Origin of the sequence: Undibacterium sp. Di26W (assembly GCF_049340265.1) — a bacterium.
Classification (GTDB): Bacteria; Pseudomonadota; Gammaproteobacteria; order Burkholderiales; family Burkholderiaceae_D; genus Undibacterium.
In genome coordinates this window covers 1-17,563 of record NZ_JBMPOR010000010.1, presented here as the reverse complement: position 1 = coordinate 17,563, position 17,563 = coordinate 1, and the positions used below count along the sequence as shown (strand labels likewise).

Annotated in this window: 17 protein-coding genes; 14 read left to right on the top strand and 3 right to left on the bottom strand. The window is 51.7% G+C overall.

What is annotated here, in order from left to right; translation table 11 throughout:
• Positions 1-71 precede the first annotated feature (71 nt).
• Positions 72-563 (top strand): rod shape-determining protein MreB, encoded by a 492-nt coding sequence (locus ACO0LM_RS13610; protein ID WP_423037831.1) that lies wholly within the window; start codon positions 72-74, stop codon positions 561-563.
• Positions 564-637: 74 nt separating this feature from the next.
• Here ACO0LM_RS13610 and ACO0LM_RS13605 read toward each other — a convergent pair whose 3' ends face one another.
• Positions 638-2,080, bottom strand: a complete 1,443-nt coding sequence (locus ACO0LM_RS13605; RefSeq protein WP_423037830.1) for an MFS transporter — start codon at positions 2,078-2,080, stop codon at positions 638-640.
• A 137-nt stretch (positions 2,081-2,217) separates the two neighbouring features.
• Between ACO0LM_RS13605 and ACO0LM_RS13600 the strand changes: the two genes are divergently transcribed.
• The gene (locus tag ACO0LM_RS13600; RefSeq protein ID WP_423037829.1) at positions 2,218-3,126 is read left to right on the top strand and encodes a LysR family transcriptional regulator; all 909 of its coding nucleotides are present in this window, start codon (positions 2,218-2,220) and stop codon (positions 3,124-3,126) included.
• 20 nt (positions 3,127-3,146) lie between these two features.
• Here ACO0LM_RS13600 and ACO0LM_RS13595 read toward each other — a convergent pair whose 3' ends face one another.
• Positions 3,147-6,128, bottom strand: a complete 2,982-nt coding sequence (locus tag ACO0LM_RS13595) for a two-component regulator propeller domain-containing protein (protein ID WP_423037828.1) — start codon at positions 6,126-6,128, stop codon at positions 3,147-3,149.
• 151 nt (positions 6,129-6,279) lie between these two features.
• Positions 6,280-6,930, bottom strand: a complete 651-nt coding sequence (locus ACO0LM_RS13590; protein ID WP_423037827.1) for a response regulator — start codon at positions 6,928-6,930, stop codon at positions 6,280-6,282.
• A gap of 642 nt (positions 6,931-7,572) precedes the next feature.
• Between ACO0LM_RS13590 and ACO0LM_RS13585 the strand changes: the two genes are divergently transcribed.
• The 12 genes from ACO0LM_RS13585 (at position 7,573) to ACO0LM_RS13530 (ending at position 17,031) form a co-directional block, all read left to right on the top strand.
• Entirely contained in the window at positions 7,573-8,385 is an 813-nt protein-coding gene (locus ACO0LM_RS13585; RefSeq protein ID WP_423037826.1) for a sensor histidine kinase, read from the top strand.
• Positions 8,386-8,593: 208 nt separating this feature from the next.
• Positions 8,594-9,586, top strand: coding sequence for an alpha/beta fold hydrolase (locus ACO0LM_RS13580; protein ID WP_423037825.1), 993 nt, complete (start codon positions 8,594-8,596; stop codon positions 9,584-9,586).
• Positions 9,587-9,688: 102 nt separating this feature from the next.
• A complete protein-coding gene (locus ACO0LM_RS13575) occupies positions 9,689-10,066 on the top strand; it encodes a hypothetical protein (protein WP_423037824.1) in 378 nt (125 codons plus the stop codon).
• Between the two features lie 37 nt (positions 10,067-10,103).
• A complete protein-coding gene (locus tag ACO0LM_RS13570; protein ID WP_423037823.1) occupies positions 10,104-11,540 on the top strand; it encodes a catalase in 1,437 nt (478 codons plus the stop codon).
• Between the two features lie 186 nt (positions 11,541-11,726).
• Complete coding sequence (locus ACO0LM_RS13565) at positions 11,727-12,380, top strand: hydrolase (RefSeq protein ID WP_423037822.1); 654 nt, start codon at positions 11,727-11,729, stop codon at positions 12,378-12,380.
• A gap of 212 nt (positions 12,381-12,592) precedes the next feature.
• Positions 12,593-14,458, top strand: coding sequence for an amidohydrolase (locus ACO0LM_RS13560; protein WP_423037821.1), 1,866 nt, complete (start codon positions 12,593-12,595; stop codon positions 14,456-14,458).
• Between the two features lie 19 nt (positions 14,459-14,477).
• Entirely contained in the window at positions 14,478-14,696 is a 219-nt protein-coding gene (locus tag ACO0LM_RS13555) for a DUF1427 family protein (protein WP_423037820.1), read from the top strand.
• Between the two features lies 1 nt (position 14,697).
• Positions 14,698-14,847: a DUF1427 family protein gene (locus ACO0LM_RS13550; protein ID WP_423037819.1), complete on the top strand. Its 150-nt coding sequence runs from the start codon at positions 14,698-14,700 to the stop codon at positions 14,845-14,847.
• 38 nt (positions 14,848-14,885) lie between these two features.
• Complete coding sequence (locus ACO0LM_RS13545) at positions 14,886-15,299, top strand: DoxX family protein (protein WP_423037818.1); 414 nt, start codon at positions 14,886-14,888, stop codon at positions 15,297-15,299.
• Between the two features lie 22 nt (positions 15,300-15,321).
• Complete coding sequence (locus ACO0LM_RS13540; protein ID WP_423037817.1) at positions 15,322-15,996, top strand: YoaK family protein; 675 nt, start codon at positions 15,322-15,324, stop codon at positions 15,994-15,996.
• Between the two features lie 179 nt (positions 15,997-16,175).
• Positions 16,176-16,796 (top strand): hypothetical protein, encoded by a 621-nt coding sequence (locus ACO0LM_RS13535; RefSeq protein ID WP_423037816.1) that lies wholly within the window; start codon positions 16,176-16,178, stop codon positions 16,794-16,796.
• Positions 16,786-17,031 (top strand): hypothetical protein, encoded by a 246-nt coding sequence (locus ACO0LM_RS13530; RefSeq protein ID WP_423037815.1) that lies wholly within the window; start codon positions 16,786-16,788, stop codon positions 17,029-17,031. Before ACO0LM_RS13535 ends, ACO0LM_RS13530 begins: the two co-directional genes overlap by 11 nt.
• The last annotated feature ends 532 nt before the right edge of the window (positions 17,032-17,563 follow it).

Sequence of the window (17,563 nt, the reverse complement as noted above, 5' to 3'; positions counted from 1 at the left end):
TAAACTTAAGCGTGCCTATGAACTTATAGTTTGTACTGGGTATTTGTAGCTCACTCCATCAATAAATCATTATGTTTGACTTCATCAAACCAACTATTCTCTACGTCCAAATTTCCCCTGAGCAGTTAAGTGTCAGGGATGTTAAATCGGGCGAATCCATTTCAGAAGTGCCAGAGTTGGCAATCACTGCTGCACCGGATCAGAAAATTTTAGGTGTTGGTGCGGCGGCGCGCTCTGCTGCGACAAGCCAAATCGGTGCCCTTGTTGTTAACCCGTTCGCCCATCCCCGTTCGCTGGTATCTGATTTTACTGCGGGCCAACAACTCATCAAAGCATTTGTATCTCGCCTTGTGGGTGGATCACGTCTGGCCATGTCGCCAACTATCATTATCCACCCACTGGGCAATCCTGAAGGCGGCTTTACCCAGGTAGAAGGCAGGGCGTTTCGTGAACTGGGCATGGGGGTAGGTGCTGCGAAAGTCACGCTCTGGTACGGTGACATCCTTACTGATCAAGAAATACTATCGCATCAATTTCCGTCACATGGGCGGATCATTGAATGACATTGGCATGCGATCGGGTCAAACTAACGGGCGCAATCCCGTTAGTTTGACCCGATCGCTCCCTTGATTACCTGTCAATTCCCCGAATCCAAACCTCGTCTCGCAAGCACGCGCCCAATCCCGGCAATCACCAGCGCACCCACAACCATCACCCCCGCCACCATAAACGTAACCCGCATACCATCTGCAATCGCATCAGGCGCAGCCATCCTGATATCGCTACTTGCCGACGCAAACGCAAATACTGCACCCATGAACGATGCGCCGGTGATCAGGCCAAGATTGCGTGACAGGTTCAGCATGCCGGAGACGAGGCCGCGTTGTTCCGGGCGTATGTCCAGCATGACGGCGGTATTGTTGGCGGCCTGGAATAGTTGGTAGCCGGGTGTCAGGATGGTGATGGCTGCGACGTAACCAGCTATGCCGAACAGGGACGGCAGCAGGGCCAGGGCGAATGCGCCGGTGGTCATGGCGATCAGTCCGGCGATGACCATGCGTTGCGCACCGATGCGGTCAACAATGCGGCCAGCGACGATGCCGCTGCAAGCAGAGATGACGGGACCAACCGACATCAGCAAGCCCACCATGACATCGCTGAGACCTAGCGATCTCGTCAGGTAGAAAGGCCCTACCACCAGCGTTGCCATCATCACCGTTGAGACGAGTGCATTCATGCCCAGGCTGCTACTCAATACAGGATCACGGAACATGCTTATGCGTAGCAGTGGTGAGCTGACTTTTGCTTCGGTCAGCACAAACAGGGCCATGCCCAGGACGGCAGCCAATAACAGCGCCAGGTTCAGTACGCCGAAGTGACCACGCCCCAGCGTCACGGCAAGTGCATAGGCCGATAGCGTCAGCGCCAGCAATAGTGTGCCGATATAGTCAAAACGCGCACCTGTTTTGCTTTGTTGCTGGCGATCAGGCGGCAGATAACGCTGGGCGAGCATGAAACTTACTATACCCAGTGGCACATTGACAAAGAAAATGGCGCGCCAGTTGAGTCCTGCGATTAACACGCCACCCAGTGATGGGCCAAGGGCTGTGCCAACGGCAGACATGGTACCCAGCAAGCCCATGGCGCTGCCGGTTTTTTTTTTGCTGACGGTTTCACCGACAAAGGCCATGGTCAGCGCCATCATGATGGCTGCACCCAGGCCCTGCACTGCACGGGCAGTGATTAACAGACTCAGTGTGGGGGCCGCGCCGCACAGGGCAGAGGCGCAGGTGAATAGGGCAATGCCAGCCAGCAGCAAGCGTCTGCGGCCTATCAGGTCACCCAGGCGGCCGACACTGACGATCAGGGTAGTGATGGCAAGCAGGTAGGCAAGTACCACCCATTGCACTTGTTGGAAAGAGGCGTTGAAAACCTGGGTCAAGGTGGGTAAGCCCACATTGGCGATGCTGGTACCCAGCGAAGAAAGTAACATCGACAGGGACAGACTGACCAGCACCCAGCGTGCTGAGGGCGAGCCTGTAGCAGTGTCACTGTCTGCGGTATGAGTAGATTTCAACATGAATGTCATTCCTGGCCAAGCCGTACATTATGATGGTTTGATCATAAGCTTTCGTCTTATAGGGCGGAAGGCGCATGGTTTGCACTTTATTCATGCGTTTGACGCCATGTCATATCAAAGCACGCTAGAATCCCGGTATGCTTACCCCCGATCTGAACTTGCTGATTACCCTGGATGCAGTACTCGCAGAGGGTAGCGTGGCGCGTGCGGCTACAAGGTTAAGCTTGAGCCCTTCTGCCATGAGCCGGGCGCTGGCACGCTTGCGAGAAACAACGGGCGACCCTTTGCTGGTCAGGGCAGGGCGCGGCCTGGTGCCGACACCACGGGCGCTGGAGTTGCGCGTGCAAGTTGCTCAACTGGTGCAGGATGCGCAAGCGCTACTGCGTCCGGCTGAAAAACTCAATCTCAGTCAGTTGCATCACACTTTTACCTTGCGTACCAGCGATGGTTTTGTAGAAAATTTTGGCCCGTCTTTGATCGCCCGTATCAGTGTAGAAGCACCAGGCGTACGCCTGTGCTTCATGCCCAAATTAAATAAAGACAGTAATTTGCTGCGCGATGGCAGCGTTGACCTGGAGACCGGTGTGATCGGTGATGCGACCAGTCCAGAAGTGCGCACACGTGCCTTGTTCCGTGATCGCTTCATCGGCGTCGTGCGTAGCGGGCACCCATTGAGTCAGCTTGAGATGACTCCGGAAATGTACGCTTCCGGCAAACATGTCCTGGTTTCTCGGCGTGCCCAAAGCAAAGGGCCCATGGCAGAAGTCTTGAAACCATATGGACTGGAACGGGATGTGGTCACCACTGTTGGTGGCTTTTCTGCGGCGCTGGCGTTGGCACGTGCATCGGATCTGATAGCGACTGTGCCGGAACGGCATACCGGCAATCTGCGTGCAGGCATGGTTAGTTTCGCTCTGCCATTTCCCACTGATGGCATCACGGTGTCCATGCTGTGGCATCCGCGCATGGATGCCGACCCGGCGCATCGCTGGTTGCGTACCTGTGTGTTTGAGGTGTGTGCTGGACAAGATGCTGTAGCTGATTGATATCCTTAATGCAAAAAAAATCAAGAAACATACCCATCGTAAGCAAGTTCTGGACACAATGAAAAGATCCATCGTGTGCCCGCTGTTCCCGAGCTTTTCAGACTCAGTTCGCCACCTATGCGTTTGGCTCTTTCCTGCATGCCTATCATGCCCCAGTGGCCAGCGCGATGGCCTGCATTAGCGATTTCTTGCGGGATGCCCCGGCCATTGTCCTGCACAATGACGGTGATCCCGTCCGGGCCATAATTCATTTGTACTTCGATCTGGCTTGCGCCTGAATGTTGATAGGCGTTGCGTATTGCTTCGCAAATGATGGCCAGTACTTCCTCAAAGATGACAGGATGCAGGCGACGTATCTCGCCAGAATTTTGAGTGGCCAGTTCTGCGGTGCCAAGCTGTTCTGCATTCACTTTTTCACGCAATACAGCCAGCAGATCAAGCTGATCTTCTGTGCGTGATCGCAAGCCGCGGATACGGTCCCGCCCTTCGCTGATCGTGTTGGTGGCCAGATCAAGCGCGCGTTCCATGGCTTCCCGCCCAGGTTCTGCGGCAGGCAGTTTTTGTGTCGCCACATGCATTTGCAGGACCAGTGCATGCACCGTTTGCAGTATGGTGTCGTGCAATTCGCGTGAAATTCTTTCGCGTTCCATCAATCGTTCTTCTATGCGCGAGTAGATCTGGCTGGCAATTTGCGCACGACGCCATTTGTATAAACCAAACAGTGCCGCCAATATAATGATGGTAATCAATGTTCTGAACCAGTAGGTTTGATAAAAAGCGGGCTCTATATAGAACCGTACGGCAGCACCTTCTGTATTCCAGACACCATCATTGTTTGCAGCAATCACTTTGAAACGGTATTCACCAGGGCCAAGGTCGGTATACGTTGCGGTCCGGCTGCTACCTGCGTCTTGCCAGTCACTGTCGACGTTTTCCAATTGATAGCGAAAACGCATGCGCTCTGGCATGGTCAGGCTCAAGGCGGTGTAGGCAATTTCCAGACGGGAAGGGCGTGGGGCCAGACGAAGCAGCGCATTCTCAATGAAAGGCATGCTTGAGTTTGGTGTGGTAATGCTGCGTATGGATACTGGTGGCGGCAAGGTGTTCTTGCTAACCTGAGCCCCATTCAGCCAGAATACCCCGGCAGTGGTGGTGAACCATAGAGTCCCATCTGTGCCTGCAATCGCTGAGGGTACAGGGTAGCTTTGATTGGCACTTCCTAATAAGCCATCCCGATGATCAAGGCGCTTGAATTGCACGTGGTATTGTGGGTATTTTGACGCCATTTTAAGCTCAGCCATATCGATAGTGGTGATACCTGCCATGCCATTTAGCCAGAGTGATCCCTGATGCTCAAACATGCCTGATATACCGAGGAAGCTTTCATCACCATCGCCTATCACAGGGTTGAATGTATTGCCGTCAAAATGAAACAAGCCATTTTCACCACCTGCCCACATGTCGTCGCCATGTCCGTAAAACTGCGTTACATTCCCTACCTTCAAACCGTCTTGGGCACCATATAATTGCAATTTACCTTTATTGAGCATGGCCATGCGCCTGCCCATAAAACTAAACCAAAGCCTTCCTGTCTTGTCTCGGTAGATACAATAGGTGCTTTTTTTCAGGTCTGGAAAGCCTCCTCCAACTTCCCATTTGCCATCTTTCAGCCGAAATGTCCCGACACCGCGTGAAGATATCCATAATGAACTCTCGGAATCGATAGCAATGCTGCGAATATCGGGCGATTGTATTTCTGGCGGCAGATCAATTTTTTCGCTGATTGTGCCCCGCTGATGAGTTAATCCAGTCCTGGTGGCATACCAGACGCTATCTGGACGCTCACGCCAAATTGAAGCGACCGTTTCTTTCTCTGTCTCAGTCGGAATATTTGCAAAGGATTCAAGATCTGGTTTGAGTAGCAGTGTTTTTCTTAACCACAATCCACCATTTTCACCGGCAGCAATGGCCGGTCTATCAAGGAATATCTGGGGTAGCGCGACGCCAGAAATAGCGTTACGCCTGAATCTGTCCAAGCCGTTTTCAGTACCTACCCAAATATTGCCTTCTCTATCTTGCAACAGGTAATTCGGCATGGCACCACTTAGTCCCTGTGCTACACCAAAAGCTTCATTCTTTCCTTTACTATCGGTTCTGATTAAGCCGTCATCACGGGTAATCCATAAATGTTCACTATCGCGGTCGAATAACATAGTTCCTCCGCTGAGTCGTGGTTTGGGCCAATTCTTTTTCTTGTCCGCCATACCATCGTTGTTCAAAGCGACAATCTCACCTTGAGGGCCGCCAACGCTCCAAATAGTCTGCTTTAGATCCTGAACCAGGCGGCCCATGCCCACCGGGCCAGGCACCTGAGTGAATGATGCCCTGGCCAGATCTAGTTTGAAGCTACCTGTTGCGCATTGTGCCCAGACACTCGAGTTTTCCGTAGTCAGGAAGGTGCAATCTACTGTCGGCGCATGAAAATGGTCCGCTGGAATGGTCCACTTTTTACCGTCAAAAACACGTAGCCCGCGGCTTGTTGCTACCCAAATTCTGCCAATGAGGTCTTCTGCAAAATCATAAACCGTTGCGTCCGGAAATCCGTCTTCATTCCCAAAATTACGTACTGTGCCATTTTCGATCAGGCTTGCCCCACCTGTCCGGTAACCTATCCAGAGTGCCCCTGACTTAAGCTGATGCATGCCCCAGACATTGGTGGAAATCTGTTGCGTTCCTGCCGGACGAAAACGCTCAAACCTGACGCCATCAAAGCGGAACAGGCCATCGGTTGATGCCAGCCATAACCATCCGTCTTTGCCCTGGCTCATAGCGATAATATTGGGCGGCGCGCCATCTTTCGTCGTCCAGCGGGTGTGGTGCATATCCAGTGGGTTGGCTTGTCTGGCGCGTGCTGCAACGGCAGGTGATGCAGCTGGATTGCTGGCGCTTACCGACATGGGAGCGATCGCCATCATCAGATTGAGCAAGATGACGATCAGCATTTTCCCCGCATTTAAATGCAAGAATAATTCACAACTTGTTTTGTTGAATTTTCCCGTCAGATCATATACCCGTGCGACCTGTAACACTTGCATTAGGCTATACCGGGGAATGCCGGTTGACTGGAGGCGCGCTTGCACTGCTTCAGGGCTCTTAGTGCGCAACTGTTTTTAAGTCGATGATGCCGCGTTCAACCGCAATCATTGCCGCATGCGCTCTGTCATTGGCCATCAATTTCGACAGGATGTTTTTTACATGTGCTTTGACGGTGTCTTCAGAAATGGACAAGGTAATCGCAATGCGCTTGTTGGAATTACCAGTGGCGATATGTTCCAGAACTTCGGTCTCTCTTTTGCTTAAGGTATTGTTTGAGGACGATGAACCCATGAGTGCCGCCATTTTGGATGGGATGCAGTTATACCCCTGATTGATAGTGCGAATGGTGCCCAGCAAGTCTTTCCCCAGCATGCTTTTCAGCAGGTAACCTGCGGCCCCCGCTTTGATGGCTTTTAAAGTGCGGGCATCACCTTCGTAAGTGGTAAGAACGATGATGCGAGCCTGTGGAAATTCCGCCTTGATCTCACGCGTGGCTTCTATGCCGCATTTGACGGGCATTTGAATATCCATCAGCGTAACGGCAGGACGCAGTCTGCGGTAGCAATCAATGGCTTCTTGCCCATTGCTGGCTTGGGCGATCACCCGCATATCGGGCTGTGTTTCGATCAAACTGGCTATCCCCTGCAGAAAAACCGGATGGTCATCTACCGACAAGATATTGATGGGCGTAGCGGCACTGGAATCCATGTTTGCTTCTCCAGCTAAATGCGGAATTTCATGATAATTGTTACAGGTAAATGCAAAAAATTGCATTTGAGAATTGAATAGTAACTTATTTCCAAGATTTGGTTTGCCAGGCTTACGTCCTGCTACAAATTTGTCTTTATCAATCACCCTAAAGGGTATTGTCACTTTTAGAAAAAACCGAGCAGAATGCCAGAACAGAAGCAGGTTTTTATTTGAAACGACACTGCTTTGTCATGCTTCACACGCGACTTTTGAATGACATGCTGACTTTCTCATCAGTAGGGGTGAGCGCAAAAACGCTGGTTCGGGATGCAGTATCAGCTACGGCCAGACCCATGCCGGGTCATGTTATGAAACAAGACATTTCACTCTGACTCATGAAATAGGATTTTAATGAAAATATGGTTTGCCGGTTTGCTGATGTGGTGTACTGCTGAAGTATTCTCAAACGGTATTTCCATGTTCAGGAACATACCGCGACCACAAACACATTTGCGGCCCACACTGCGTGCGCTTAACTATGGAGGTGTACTGCCCGAAAAAGCTCCTGTCTTTTCTTGCAGTCAGGGAGGGAAAAAAGACCCTGATGTAAAGAGGGAGCAAGATCAGGGACCGGAGTTCAAACCCGGATATTCCATTGCTATGATTGGCACCAGCATGGGATTGACGGGGCCACTCATGTTGCATGCAGGCTTAATCCTTCTCAGTCTCTCGCTGGCAATCGTCTACATCCTTTGTCAGCGCGGTAAGGGCAGATCACGCTTGGTCATGCGTTTGACAGAAAACAACCAGACGACCAGGTCTGCACACGACAGTCTGCTGCAAAATGTCAACAGCCTGGTGCTGCAACTGCATGCTATGGCGATTCGTTTTAGAGATGAAGAAGCGGTCAGAAGCGCATTGGACCTTATCTTGAAGAATGCGGAAAGACTAGTCGAACCGGGACGATACCAGATGATGGGGCAGCAGTTCTTGCCACAGTATGACTGTGATCTTGAGCAATTGCTGGCTGACCTTGCGCAAGTCTTATCCGACGGAAAGAATTGTCAATGCGCTCTGATCGTCATTGGTGATTATTCACAGCCCTATTTATCCATGCGCGATGACTTATATCACTTCGCCAGAGAGGTGTTGACGAATACCCACCGGCATGCAGGCGCACAGAAGGTGGAAATAGAACTGACCTATGCCTGCTCGGGTTTGCGCCTGCAGATACGCGACGACGGAGCTGGTTTTCCAGACGGGCAGCATTCGATATCCGGATGGTCGGGCAGAAGCGGTCTGAACACCATGCGGGATTGTGCCTTACGTTTGCGTGGCCGCTTGTATATCTGTAGTGCAAAGGGCATGGGTACAGAAGTCAGCCTTGAGGTACCACTACACGCACAACAATCAAAAAACTATTTCGTCACTATGCTGGCCTGCGCGCGCCGGCATCTGGGATGGCAGCACTGAAGTTTCGGCAAATTTTTTCAAGATACACATCATTGAACAAAAACTACCCGAATGGGTAGTGCGCCTACCCAGATTTATGGTGATGTTTTTCATGCCTATGCACACTACACTTTAATCGGACGAATGATGCGCATTCAGGCAGGTATTGAATTGAGCTGTGTCTGATGCCACAGGTTAAACCTGTTTCTATGCAAAGGGAGAAAAATTCATGAAGTCTGAAGAGAACGTGCAAGAAGTGGATCAACAGCGTCGCCATCTGCTGGTTGGGGGAGCGACCGCCGCAGCAATGTTTAGCCTGCCCACCGGCGGTGTTTTTGCACAAGCGCTGGCTGCCAGTAAACCTGTTTCAACTTTACATCATATTGGAGTAAAAAAAGTGAGTACATTCAAAACGAAAGATGGCGTTGATATTTATTACAAAGACTGGGGCACTGGTCAACCTATCGTTTTTTGCCACGGTTGGCCACTGAACTCTGATAGCTGGGAATCACAAATGATTTTCCTGGCTTCGCAAGGTTATCGTTGCATCGCCCATGACCGACGTGGCCACGGGCGTTCCAGTCAGCCGTGGAGTGGCAATGACATGGACCATTATGCCGACGACCTGGCGCAACTGATGGACTTGCTGGATTTAAAAAATGCCGTACTGTTTGGCTTCTCTACCGGCGGTGGCGAAGTGGCGCGTTATATCGGCCGTCACGGCACCAAGCGCGTAGCCAAGGCGGGTTTGATTTCTGCCGTGCCGCCACTGATGGTCAAGAGAGATGACAATCCTGATGGTGTTCCTATACAGGCGTTTGACGATATCCGTGCAGGTTCTCTGGCGGATCGTGCCCAGTTGTACATGAATATCGCCAGCGGCCCTTTCTTCGGTTTTAATCGCCCAGGTGCCAAGGTTTCGCAGGGTTTGATTTATTCCTGGTGGGCGCAAGGCATGCAGGCTGGTCACAAAAATACCTATGATTCCATCAAGGCATTTTCAGAAACTGATTTCCGTGAAGACCTGAAAAAATTCACTGTTCCTACACTGATCGTGCATGGTGATGATGACCAGATCGTGCCCATTAACGTGGCGGGTATTGCTTCTGCCAAGCTGGTTAAAAACGCCAAGTTGCTGGTGTACAAAGGTGCACCACATGGTTTGACGGATACACATAAAGACCAATTGAACAAAGACATGCTGGACTTCATCAAATCCTGATCGTGACACTTTGATCACCATGCAGGCAAGGGCAGGATTGTAAATTTCCCTTACCTGCACCGTATCATTTCACACAAAAGAGCGCTATAGGCCGTACAAGAAATGCAAAAACTGTTTTCCATGTTTCCTGCCGGTGCTCCAGGCACAGGCTTACTCTTTCTGCGCTTGGCGATGGGCTTGCAAATGCTGGTATATAGCGGCTGTTGCGAAGCGAGTCGCATGCCAGGTTGGCTGGCAACAGTTATGTTGGTATGGACGGGCCTGATCTGCCTTGCCGTAGTGACCCCGGCCCTCGCAGTGTTATGGATACTGTTTGCGTGTGTCCTGATGTTTATGGGGAATCTTGCATTGATACCGGCAGCTACGTCGATTCTGTCCGCTCTGGCACTGGCTTTGTTAGGGCCGGGTGCCTATTCGGTGGATGCACGTCTGTTCGGACGACGTGTGATTGTGCTACCGGACGGATTGTATAGTGAATGATGGTCTGTTGATGACCCGCAAAATTGAAAGCCCTGTCATGAAAAAACTTACAACTGCTGCCGGCGCACCGGTAGTCGATAACCAGAATATCCAGACCGCGGGGCCGCGTGGTCCTGCACTGATTCAGGATATCTGGCATCTGGAAAAACTGGCCAATTTCAACCGCGAAGTTATACCAGAACGCCGCATGCATGCCAAGGGATCGGGGGCTTTCGGTCAATTTACCGTAACACATGATATCAGCCAGTACACCAGGGCGAAAATATTCTCTGCTGTGGGCAAGAAGACGGATCTGTTCGTCCGTTTTTCTACCGTAGCTGGTGAGCGCGGTGCGGCGGATGCCGAACGCGATATTCGCGGCTTTGCCATCAAGTTTTATACTGAAGAAGGCAACTGGGATCTGGTGGGCAATAATACGCCGGTCTTTTTCTTGCGTGACCCGCTTAAATTCCCGGATTTGAATCATGCTGTCAAGCGTGACCCGTATACCAATTTGCGTAGTGCTGAAAATAATTGGGATTTCTGGACGCTCTTGCCTGAGGCGCTGCATCAGGTGACCATCGTCATGAGTGAACGCGGTATCCCGGCCAGCTACCGTCACATGCATGGTTTTGGTAGCCATACGTTTAGCTTGATCAACGCCAGGAATGAAAGACATTGGGTCAAGTTTCATTTCACCTGTTTGCAAGGTATACAAAACCTGAGCGACGCTGAGGCCGCAGCCATCATTGCCGGGGATAGGGAAAGTGCGCAACGTGATCTGTTGGAAAGCATAGAAAAAGGCGATTTCCCACGCTGGCAATTGCAAGTACAGGTCATGCCAGAAAAAGACGCCAATAGCTACCATATCAATCCCTTTGATCTGACCAAGGTCTGGCCGCACAAAGATTATCCATTAATACCTGTTGGCATCATGGAACTGAATCGTAACCCGGACAACTATTTTTCCGATGTGGAGCAGGCTGCATTTTCACCCGCCAATGTGGTTCCGGGTATCGGATTTTCACCAGACAAAATGCTGCAATCCAGGTTGTTTTCTTATGGTGATGCGCAACGTTACCGTCTGGGTGTGAATCATCATCAGGTGCCCGTGAATGCACCCAAGTGTCCTTTTCACAGCTATCACCGGGATGGTGCCTTGCGCAGTGACGGCAACTACGGCAAGACCTTGGGTTATGAACCGAATTCCAAAGGTGAATGGCAACAGCAGCCAGAATTTGCCGAACCGGCGTTGCCACTGGAAGGGGCAGCCGCACACTGGGACCACCGGCTTGACCAAGACTATTATAGCCAGCCTGGCGCGCTGTTTCGTTTGATGAACCCGTCCCAGCAGCAAGTGCTGTTTGAGAATACAGCACGGTCTTTGCAGGGGGTATCAAGCCCCGTACAGCAACGCCATATCGACAATTGCAATAAAGCTGATCACGCTTATGGCGCGGGGGTGGCTGCTGCGCTACTTGCATTAAAAAATTAGATTAGGAGTTACGCAAAACCACCCCAGCTGCATTGCAGCTCCTCTCCTAGGAGCCGCGTACTAAAGTACGGTCTTCGTCGCCGCGCCTTGCTGGGACAATTTTGCGTAAGTCCTATAGATGTATATTTCAAGCGGGCTGTTGCCAGACAGCGGCCTTAATTAATGACCTGTATCAAGGAGAATTGTATGCCTGTCGCCAAAGCCGTACCCGGTAAAACCCTGCTGGATCCTAGCAACCATACCCTGATCATGATTGATCATCAGTCGCAAATGGCGTTTGCCACCAAATCGATCGATCCAGTTTCCCTGCGCAACAATGCGGCGCTGGTTGCCAAGGCTGCCAAGGAATTCAATGTGTCCACCATCCTGACGACGGTGGCAGAAAAATCTTTCTCTGGTCCGATTTTTGATGAAATAAAATCGGTATTTCCAGATATGAACGTGATTGACCGTACCACCATGAACACCTGGGAAGATAGCCGTATCGCTGAACGCGTCAATGCCATCGGCAAAGGCAAGATCGTGCTCGCCGGGCTTTGGACCGCGGTGTGTATTGTTGGCCCGGCGATGTCCGCTCTGGACCAGGGTTTTGAAGTGTATGTGATCGCCGATGCTTGCGGTGATGTATCGGATGAAGCACATCAGCGCGCCATGGAGCGTATGATACAAGGTGGTGCGCGTCCCATGACTTCACTGCAATACCTGCTTGAGTTGCAGCGCGACTGGGCGCGTGGCGAAACGTATAACCAGACCGTTGCCACCTCTATCGCGCACGGTGGCGGTTATGGCCTTGGTCTGATTTATGCCAAAACCATGTTTAATGCCAGTGAAGCGCATTAGTCCGGTGACCTGATCATCAGATCATCAGATCATTGGACAATCGGACAATAAGCAGGCCCGGCTATCCAGTTGCCCGGGCCTGCTTAGTTGTGTAAACCTGCTAATTTAAAAATAGCTTAAGCGCACAGCAAAGGGTCGCCAGTTGTCTGTCAGAATAATTTTCATCGCAGTGTTTGTACATTCTGTTTTTAGAACCATTCCAAGGAGTTCGCATGCATGCCGACCTGATTTTGTACAACGGCCGTTTCCATACCGTAGATCGTACTCAACCCCTGGCAAGTGCCGTTGCCATCAAGGATGGCAAGTTCCTGGCGGTAGGTGAAGCAGAAGATGTGATGCAGCACCGTGGTGCCGACACGCAAATCATCAGCCTGGAACGGCGTACGGGTATCCCGGGGCTCAACGATTCCCATATACACCTGATTCGTGGCGGCCTGAACTATAACCTGGAGTTGCGCTGGGAAGGCGTGCCCTCGCTGGCAGACGCCTTGCGCATGCTCAAACAGCAGGCTGAACGTACACCGCATCCTCAATGGGTGCGCGTGGTTGGTGGCTGGACCGAATTCCAGTTCGCTGAAAAGCGCATGCCTACACTGGAAGAAATCAATGCGGCGGCACCGGATACGCCGGTTTTTATCCTGCACCTGTATGACCGTGCCTTGTTGAATCGTGCGGCACTGAATGCGGTTGGCTACACCAAAGATACGCCCAATCCACCAGGTGGCGAGATACAGCGTGACGCTGCCGGCAATCCCACAGGCTTGCTGATTGCACGCCCCAATGCCATGATTTTGTATGCCACCCTGGCCAAAGGCCCAAGGCTGCCTTTGGAACTGCAGGTGAATTCGACACGGCAATTCATGCGCGAGCTGAACCGCCTGGGGCTGACCAGTGCGATTGACGCCGGTGGCGGATTCCAAAATTATCCTGAAGACTATGCCGTCGTCGACCAATTGGCCAAAGACGATCATCTGACTATCCGTATTGCTTACAATCTGTTCACCCAGCGCAAGGGGCAGGAGCTGGATGATTTTCAGCAATGGACGCAGATGGTCAAGCCGGGTGATGGTAGCGACTTTTACCGCCATAATGGTGCGGGCGAAATGCTGGTATTTTCCGCTGCCGATTTTGAAGATTTTCTTGAGCCGCGACCCGATCTGCCTGAGAACATGGAGGCCGAGCTGGAAAAAGTGGTGCGCCACCTTGTCAGCCAGCGCTGGCCTTTCCGGCTGCATGCGACGTATGATGAATCGATCTCGCGGATGCTGGATGTGTTTGAGAAAGTCAATCGCGATATTCCTTTTGATGGCCTGCACTGGATATTCGACCATGCCGAGACCATCACCGAACGCAATATAGAGCGCGTCAAGGCGCTTGGCGGCGGCATCGCCATCCAGCACAGAATGGCATTTCAGGGCGAGTATTTTGTCGAGCGCTACGGTGCTGATGCTGCCCTCGCCACACCACCCATCGCCAAGATGCTGGAGATGGGTGTACCGGTTGGCGCGGGCACCGATGCGACCCGCGTTGCCAGTTACAATCCCTGGACGGCGCTATACTGGCTGGTATCCGGCCGCACTGTCGGTGGTATGCGCTTATATGACTCTTCAGGCCGTTTGCCGCGCGAGACTGCAATGGAACTGTGGACCCGGGGTAGCAGCTGGTTTTCAAATGAACAGGGAAAAAAAGGCCAGATCAAGGTGGGTCAACTGGCTGACCTGGCGATACTGTCTGCTGATTTCTTTGCCGTGCCAGAGGATGATATCAAAGCCATAGAATCTGTTTTGACCATTGTTGGTGGCAAGATCGTCTATGCTGCCGCAGAATTATCCTCACTTGGCCCACCACCGCTGCCCGTGTTGCCTGACTGGTCACCCGTGGCCAGGACGGGTGGTCATTACCGACCCCAACAGAAAAATACACGCAACAAGCAAGCCCAGGCAACCTTGCCGCATCAATGTCGCGGTACCTGTTCGGTACATGGGCATGCGCATGATGTGGCGCGCAAGTCATCCGTACCGGTATCCGAACTGACTTCGTTCTGGGGCGTACTCGGCTGCAGTTGCTTTGCGTTCTGATATCCATCAAGGAAAAATCATGCCTTATCTTAAAATCGCCATTGGCTTAATACTGTCGTTTGTCGTTGGTATTGCCTGTCGCCTGACCCATATCCCGGTGCCTTCGCCGCCTGTGCTGAGCGGGGCACTGCTGGTTTTTATGATGAGCTGCGGTTATTGGCTGGTTGATCGTTATTCCGTTTCTCAGGCCGCCCGCAATAAGGGTTTGTGTGCTGGTCACGCAATAGAAAGGAAATAGCATGGAACTGATTATCGGTGCCTTGTTGGGGCTCGCCATCGGTGCCTTTTGTCGTTGGCAAGATATTCCTTCACCGGCACCACCGACACCCATCGGTGCATTGCTGGTGGTCGCCATGAGCGCTGGCTATGTCGTTGTCGGTTTATTTTAATACTGCTGCGGTAATAGTCATAACCAGGATTCAATGTGATGAACAAGAATAAGACGCTCAGTCTGCTGCAACAGGCTTCACCCGATGCAGGATTGCTGCTGCTCAGACTGGCAGGTGCTTTTCTGCTGTTGTACGTTCATGGTATCCCCAAGCTTTTACACTTCAGTAATGAATTGCAGCATATCGAAGACCCTTTTCATTTGGGTGCGGGTTTGACCTTGTCGCTGGCGATTTTTGCTGAAGTAGTGTGCCCGCTACTGATTGCTGCAGGGTTTTTTACGCGCCTGGCTTGTCTGCCCATTCTTTTCCTGTTGCTGGTGTCTATGCTGTTGGTGCATGCTGACTGGAGCATCGCTGAAGGCCAATTTGGCTGGTTGCTGCTGACCATTTTTTCCAGCATTGCTTTGGCTGGCCCTGGACGGTATTCGTTGCCGGTTTTGCGGCAAACTTAAAATTTCGATTGAGGCATGGCCAATGGAACAAAACAAATATCTGGGTGTAGGGTTGGGCTTTGTGGCTGGCTATGTGGACACGGTCGGTTTTGTGTCGCTATTTGGTTTGTTTACGGCCCATGTTACCGGCAACTTTGTGCTGATAGGTAGCGAGCTGGCCCATCCCAGCCACGGGGTATTGATCAAATTCCTGGCTTTTCCTGCTTTCGTGGCTGCGGTAGCATTGACGCGACTGCTGGTTATTCGCTTGCAAGAAAAAAATAAGAAAACCCTGAATCCTGTCCTGGGAATGCAAATTGCATTTTTGCTGGCTTTCATGATTCTGGGCTGGATTGCGCAGCCGATACAGGCGGCTGATACCTGGGCGGCATTGAGTGCAGGTATTGCCGGAGCGGCCGCAATGGGTGTGCAAAATGCCGCCAGCCGCTTGGTGTTTACTGACATTGCCCCCACTACCGTCATGACTGGTAATGTGACGCAACTGGTGATCGACTTGCTCGACTATATGCGGGCTGACAGTGCTGGCGCAATCGGTCAACGTATCAATAAATTCCTGTGGCCTGTGCTGGCTTTTGGTTCCGGCGCAATCGGCGGTGCGTTTGCTTGCATGTACTGGCAGTTCTGGAGTTTGCTGGTACCAATCTTTATATTGGCGGGTTTTATGCTTGGACCCGTTTCATCTTCATCAATGAAATGACATCCTGTACTTCCAACGAAGAAATAGGATGCTGACAGTACATACAAGTAAAACCACCAGCGTACGCTAACGCACAGATATCCTCTATTTGCACCACTATTCTGACTGCAGGCAGTTCTTCATCGCACACATTTTTTGTGACAATGCAGGGATTCGACCAATCAGGATAGGGAAATAGCATGGCACACATTATTGCCGGACGATTGCAGCTGCAGGATCAGGTGCAGCAGGCCATACACCAGTTGGTGGCGATTGGTTTTTCAGAGAACGAAATCAGTTCCTTCTATCTCAATCCGCCTGGCCAGCATGATATGTATAAGCTGGGTGGTGATCGTGATGAATCACCCGGGTCCACAGAGGCCGGTACCGGCGCCGTCGGCGGCGCAACCGCTGGTGGTGCAATTGGTGCAGCAGTGGGGGCGATAGGTATTCCTGTTGCCGGGCCCGTCAGCGCTGCCTTGGGAGCCTTGGTGGGAGCACATGTCGGCTCGCTGATCGGCGGCTTGTCGCAGATGAAGGAAAAAGGGGAGGTCGAAGACGACGCAGAAAATGCCGCTGCTGTGCGACATTCCGGCATGATGGTAGCAGTCAGCGTTAGTGGGCCAGAGCGGGCAGATGAGGTCGTCGCTGTATTACGGGGTCTTGGCGCTGACCAGATAGAAACGGGTGAAGGCACGATTACTGCGGGTAATTGGCATGATTTTGACCCCTTGCAGCCACCAAAATTCCTTGTACCTGCCGAACAAGCTACAGTTGAACAGCAGGCAGTAGAGCAGGGAGTGACTGGTCGTGAACTATAAAGGCAAAGCTGAAAAGCATCGCAGTGCACGCGACCCCGACATGACCAAGCAGGGAGGCAAAGCCATGCTGCCGCACGAAAGGGACGAAACCGCTGATGACAGAACACGTCCCCGCAAAGTCATGAAGCAAGCCTTGCTTGATTTACAGCAAGGCATGGTGGATACCGATCTGCACGGAGAACGCGGAGTCGAAACCACAGTTGACCCACAGGGAAAAAGCACACGCAAGCCTTGAGGCTTGCTATCCATGTCCGTTGCTGTTGATCCTCATGCGCAAGCTTGCATGAGCCTTGACGTGGGGTAGTGGCACCCGGCCACTGGCACTTCCATCCCATAAAATCGCCTTTGACTCTGAGTTGCTACCTGCTCGCAAAGTGGGCAGGTTCGGTATCGCCATTTTTGACTGCCAGGCCATCGTTATCCTCGCGTAGCTTGATGCATTCACTCCCTATTTCTATATGCCTGTGGACGACTTCCCTCTGAATGCCAGTTCATGCCCATCCATGGGTGTATCCTTTTGCTGTAAAAATTGACATTTTGTCTGTCTGGACGGGGTGCCGGCTTTGTGCTGGCTGAATTTTTTGGTACTCTTGTCAATGCACTTTGATGGTCAGCTTTTACAGTTCGCTTAGGGGAACATTGTAGTGGTCTAATAATAACGGACACCGAGATAGGTGGGATAATTCACTTATTGAGGAAAAGAGATGAAAGCAAAAAGAAGAACATTTGAGATTGGCTTTAAGTTGCAAGTTGTCCGTATGGTGACA

Excerpts from the sequence above, each read along its gene's own strand:
- ACO0LM_RS13610 (WP_423037831.1), top strand. The coding sequence starts at position 72 with ATGTTTGACTTCATCAAACCAACTATTCTCTACGTCCAAATTTCCCCT.
- ACO0LM_RS13605 (WP_423037830.1), bottom strand. The coding sequence starts at position 2,080 with ATGTTGAAATCTACTCATACCGCAGACAGTGACACTGCTACAGGCTCG.
- ACO0LM_RS13600 (WP_423037829.1), top strand. The coding sequence starts at position 2,218 with ATGCTTACCCCCGATCTGAACTTGCTGATTACCCTGGATGCAGTACTC.
- ACO0LM_RS13595 (WP_423037828.1), bottom strand. The coding sequence starts at position 6,128 with ATGCTGATCGTCATCTTGCTCAATCTGATGATGGCGATCGCTCCCATG.
- ACO0LM_RS13590 (WP_423037827.1), bottom strand. The coding sequence starts at position 6,930 with ATGGATTCCAGTGCCGCTACGCCCATCAATATCTTGTCGGTAGATGAC.
- ACO0LM_RS13585 (WP_423037826.1), top strand. The coding sequence starts at position 7,573 with ATGATTGGCACCAGCATGGGATTGACGGGGCCACTCATGTTGCATGCA.
- ACO0LM_RS13580 (WP_423037825.1), top strand. The coding sequence starts at position 8,594 with ATGAAGTCTGAAGAGAACGTGCAAGAAGTGGATCAACAGCGTCGCCAT.
- ACO0LM_RS13575 (WP_423037824.1), top strand. The coding sequence starts at position 9,689 with ATGCAAAAACTGTTTTCCATGTTTCCTGCCGGTGCTCCAGGCACAGGC.
- ACO0LM_RS13570 (WP_423037823.1), top strand. The coding sequence starts at position 10,104 with ATGAAAAAACTTACAACTGCTGCCGGCGCACCGGTAGTCGATAACCAG.
- ACO0LM_RS13565 (WP_423037822.1), top strand. The coding sequence starts at position 11,727 with ATGCCTGTCGCCAAAGCCGTACCCGGTAAAACCCTGCTGGATCCTAGC.
- ACO0LM_RS13560 (WP_423037821.1), top strand. The coding sequence starts at position 12,593 with ATGCATGCCGACCTGATTTTGTACAACGGCCGTTTCCATACCGTAGAT.
- ACO0LM_RS13555 (WP_423037820.1), top strand. The coding sequence starts at position 14,478 with ATGCCTTATCTTAAAATCGCCATTGGCTTAATACTGTCGTTTGTCGTT.
- ACO0LM_RS13550 (WP_423037819.1), top strand. The coding sequence starts at position 14,698 with ATGGAACTGATTATCGGTGCCTTGTTGGGGCTCGCCATCGGTGCCTTT.
- ACO0LM_RS13545 (WP_423037818.1), top strand. The coding sequence starts at position 14,886 with ATGAACAAGAATAAGACGCTCAGTCTGCTGCAACAGGCTTCACCCGAT.
- ACO0LM_RS13540 (WP_423037817.1), top strand. The coding sequence starts at position 15,322 with ATGGAACAAAACAAATATCTGGGTGTAGGGTTGGGCTTTGTGGCTGGC.
- ACO0LM_RS13535 (WP_423037816.1), top strand. The coding sequence starts at position 16,176 with ATGGCACACATTATTGCCGGACGATTGCAGCTGCAGGATCAGGTGCAG.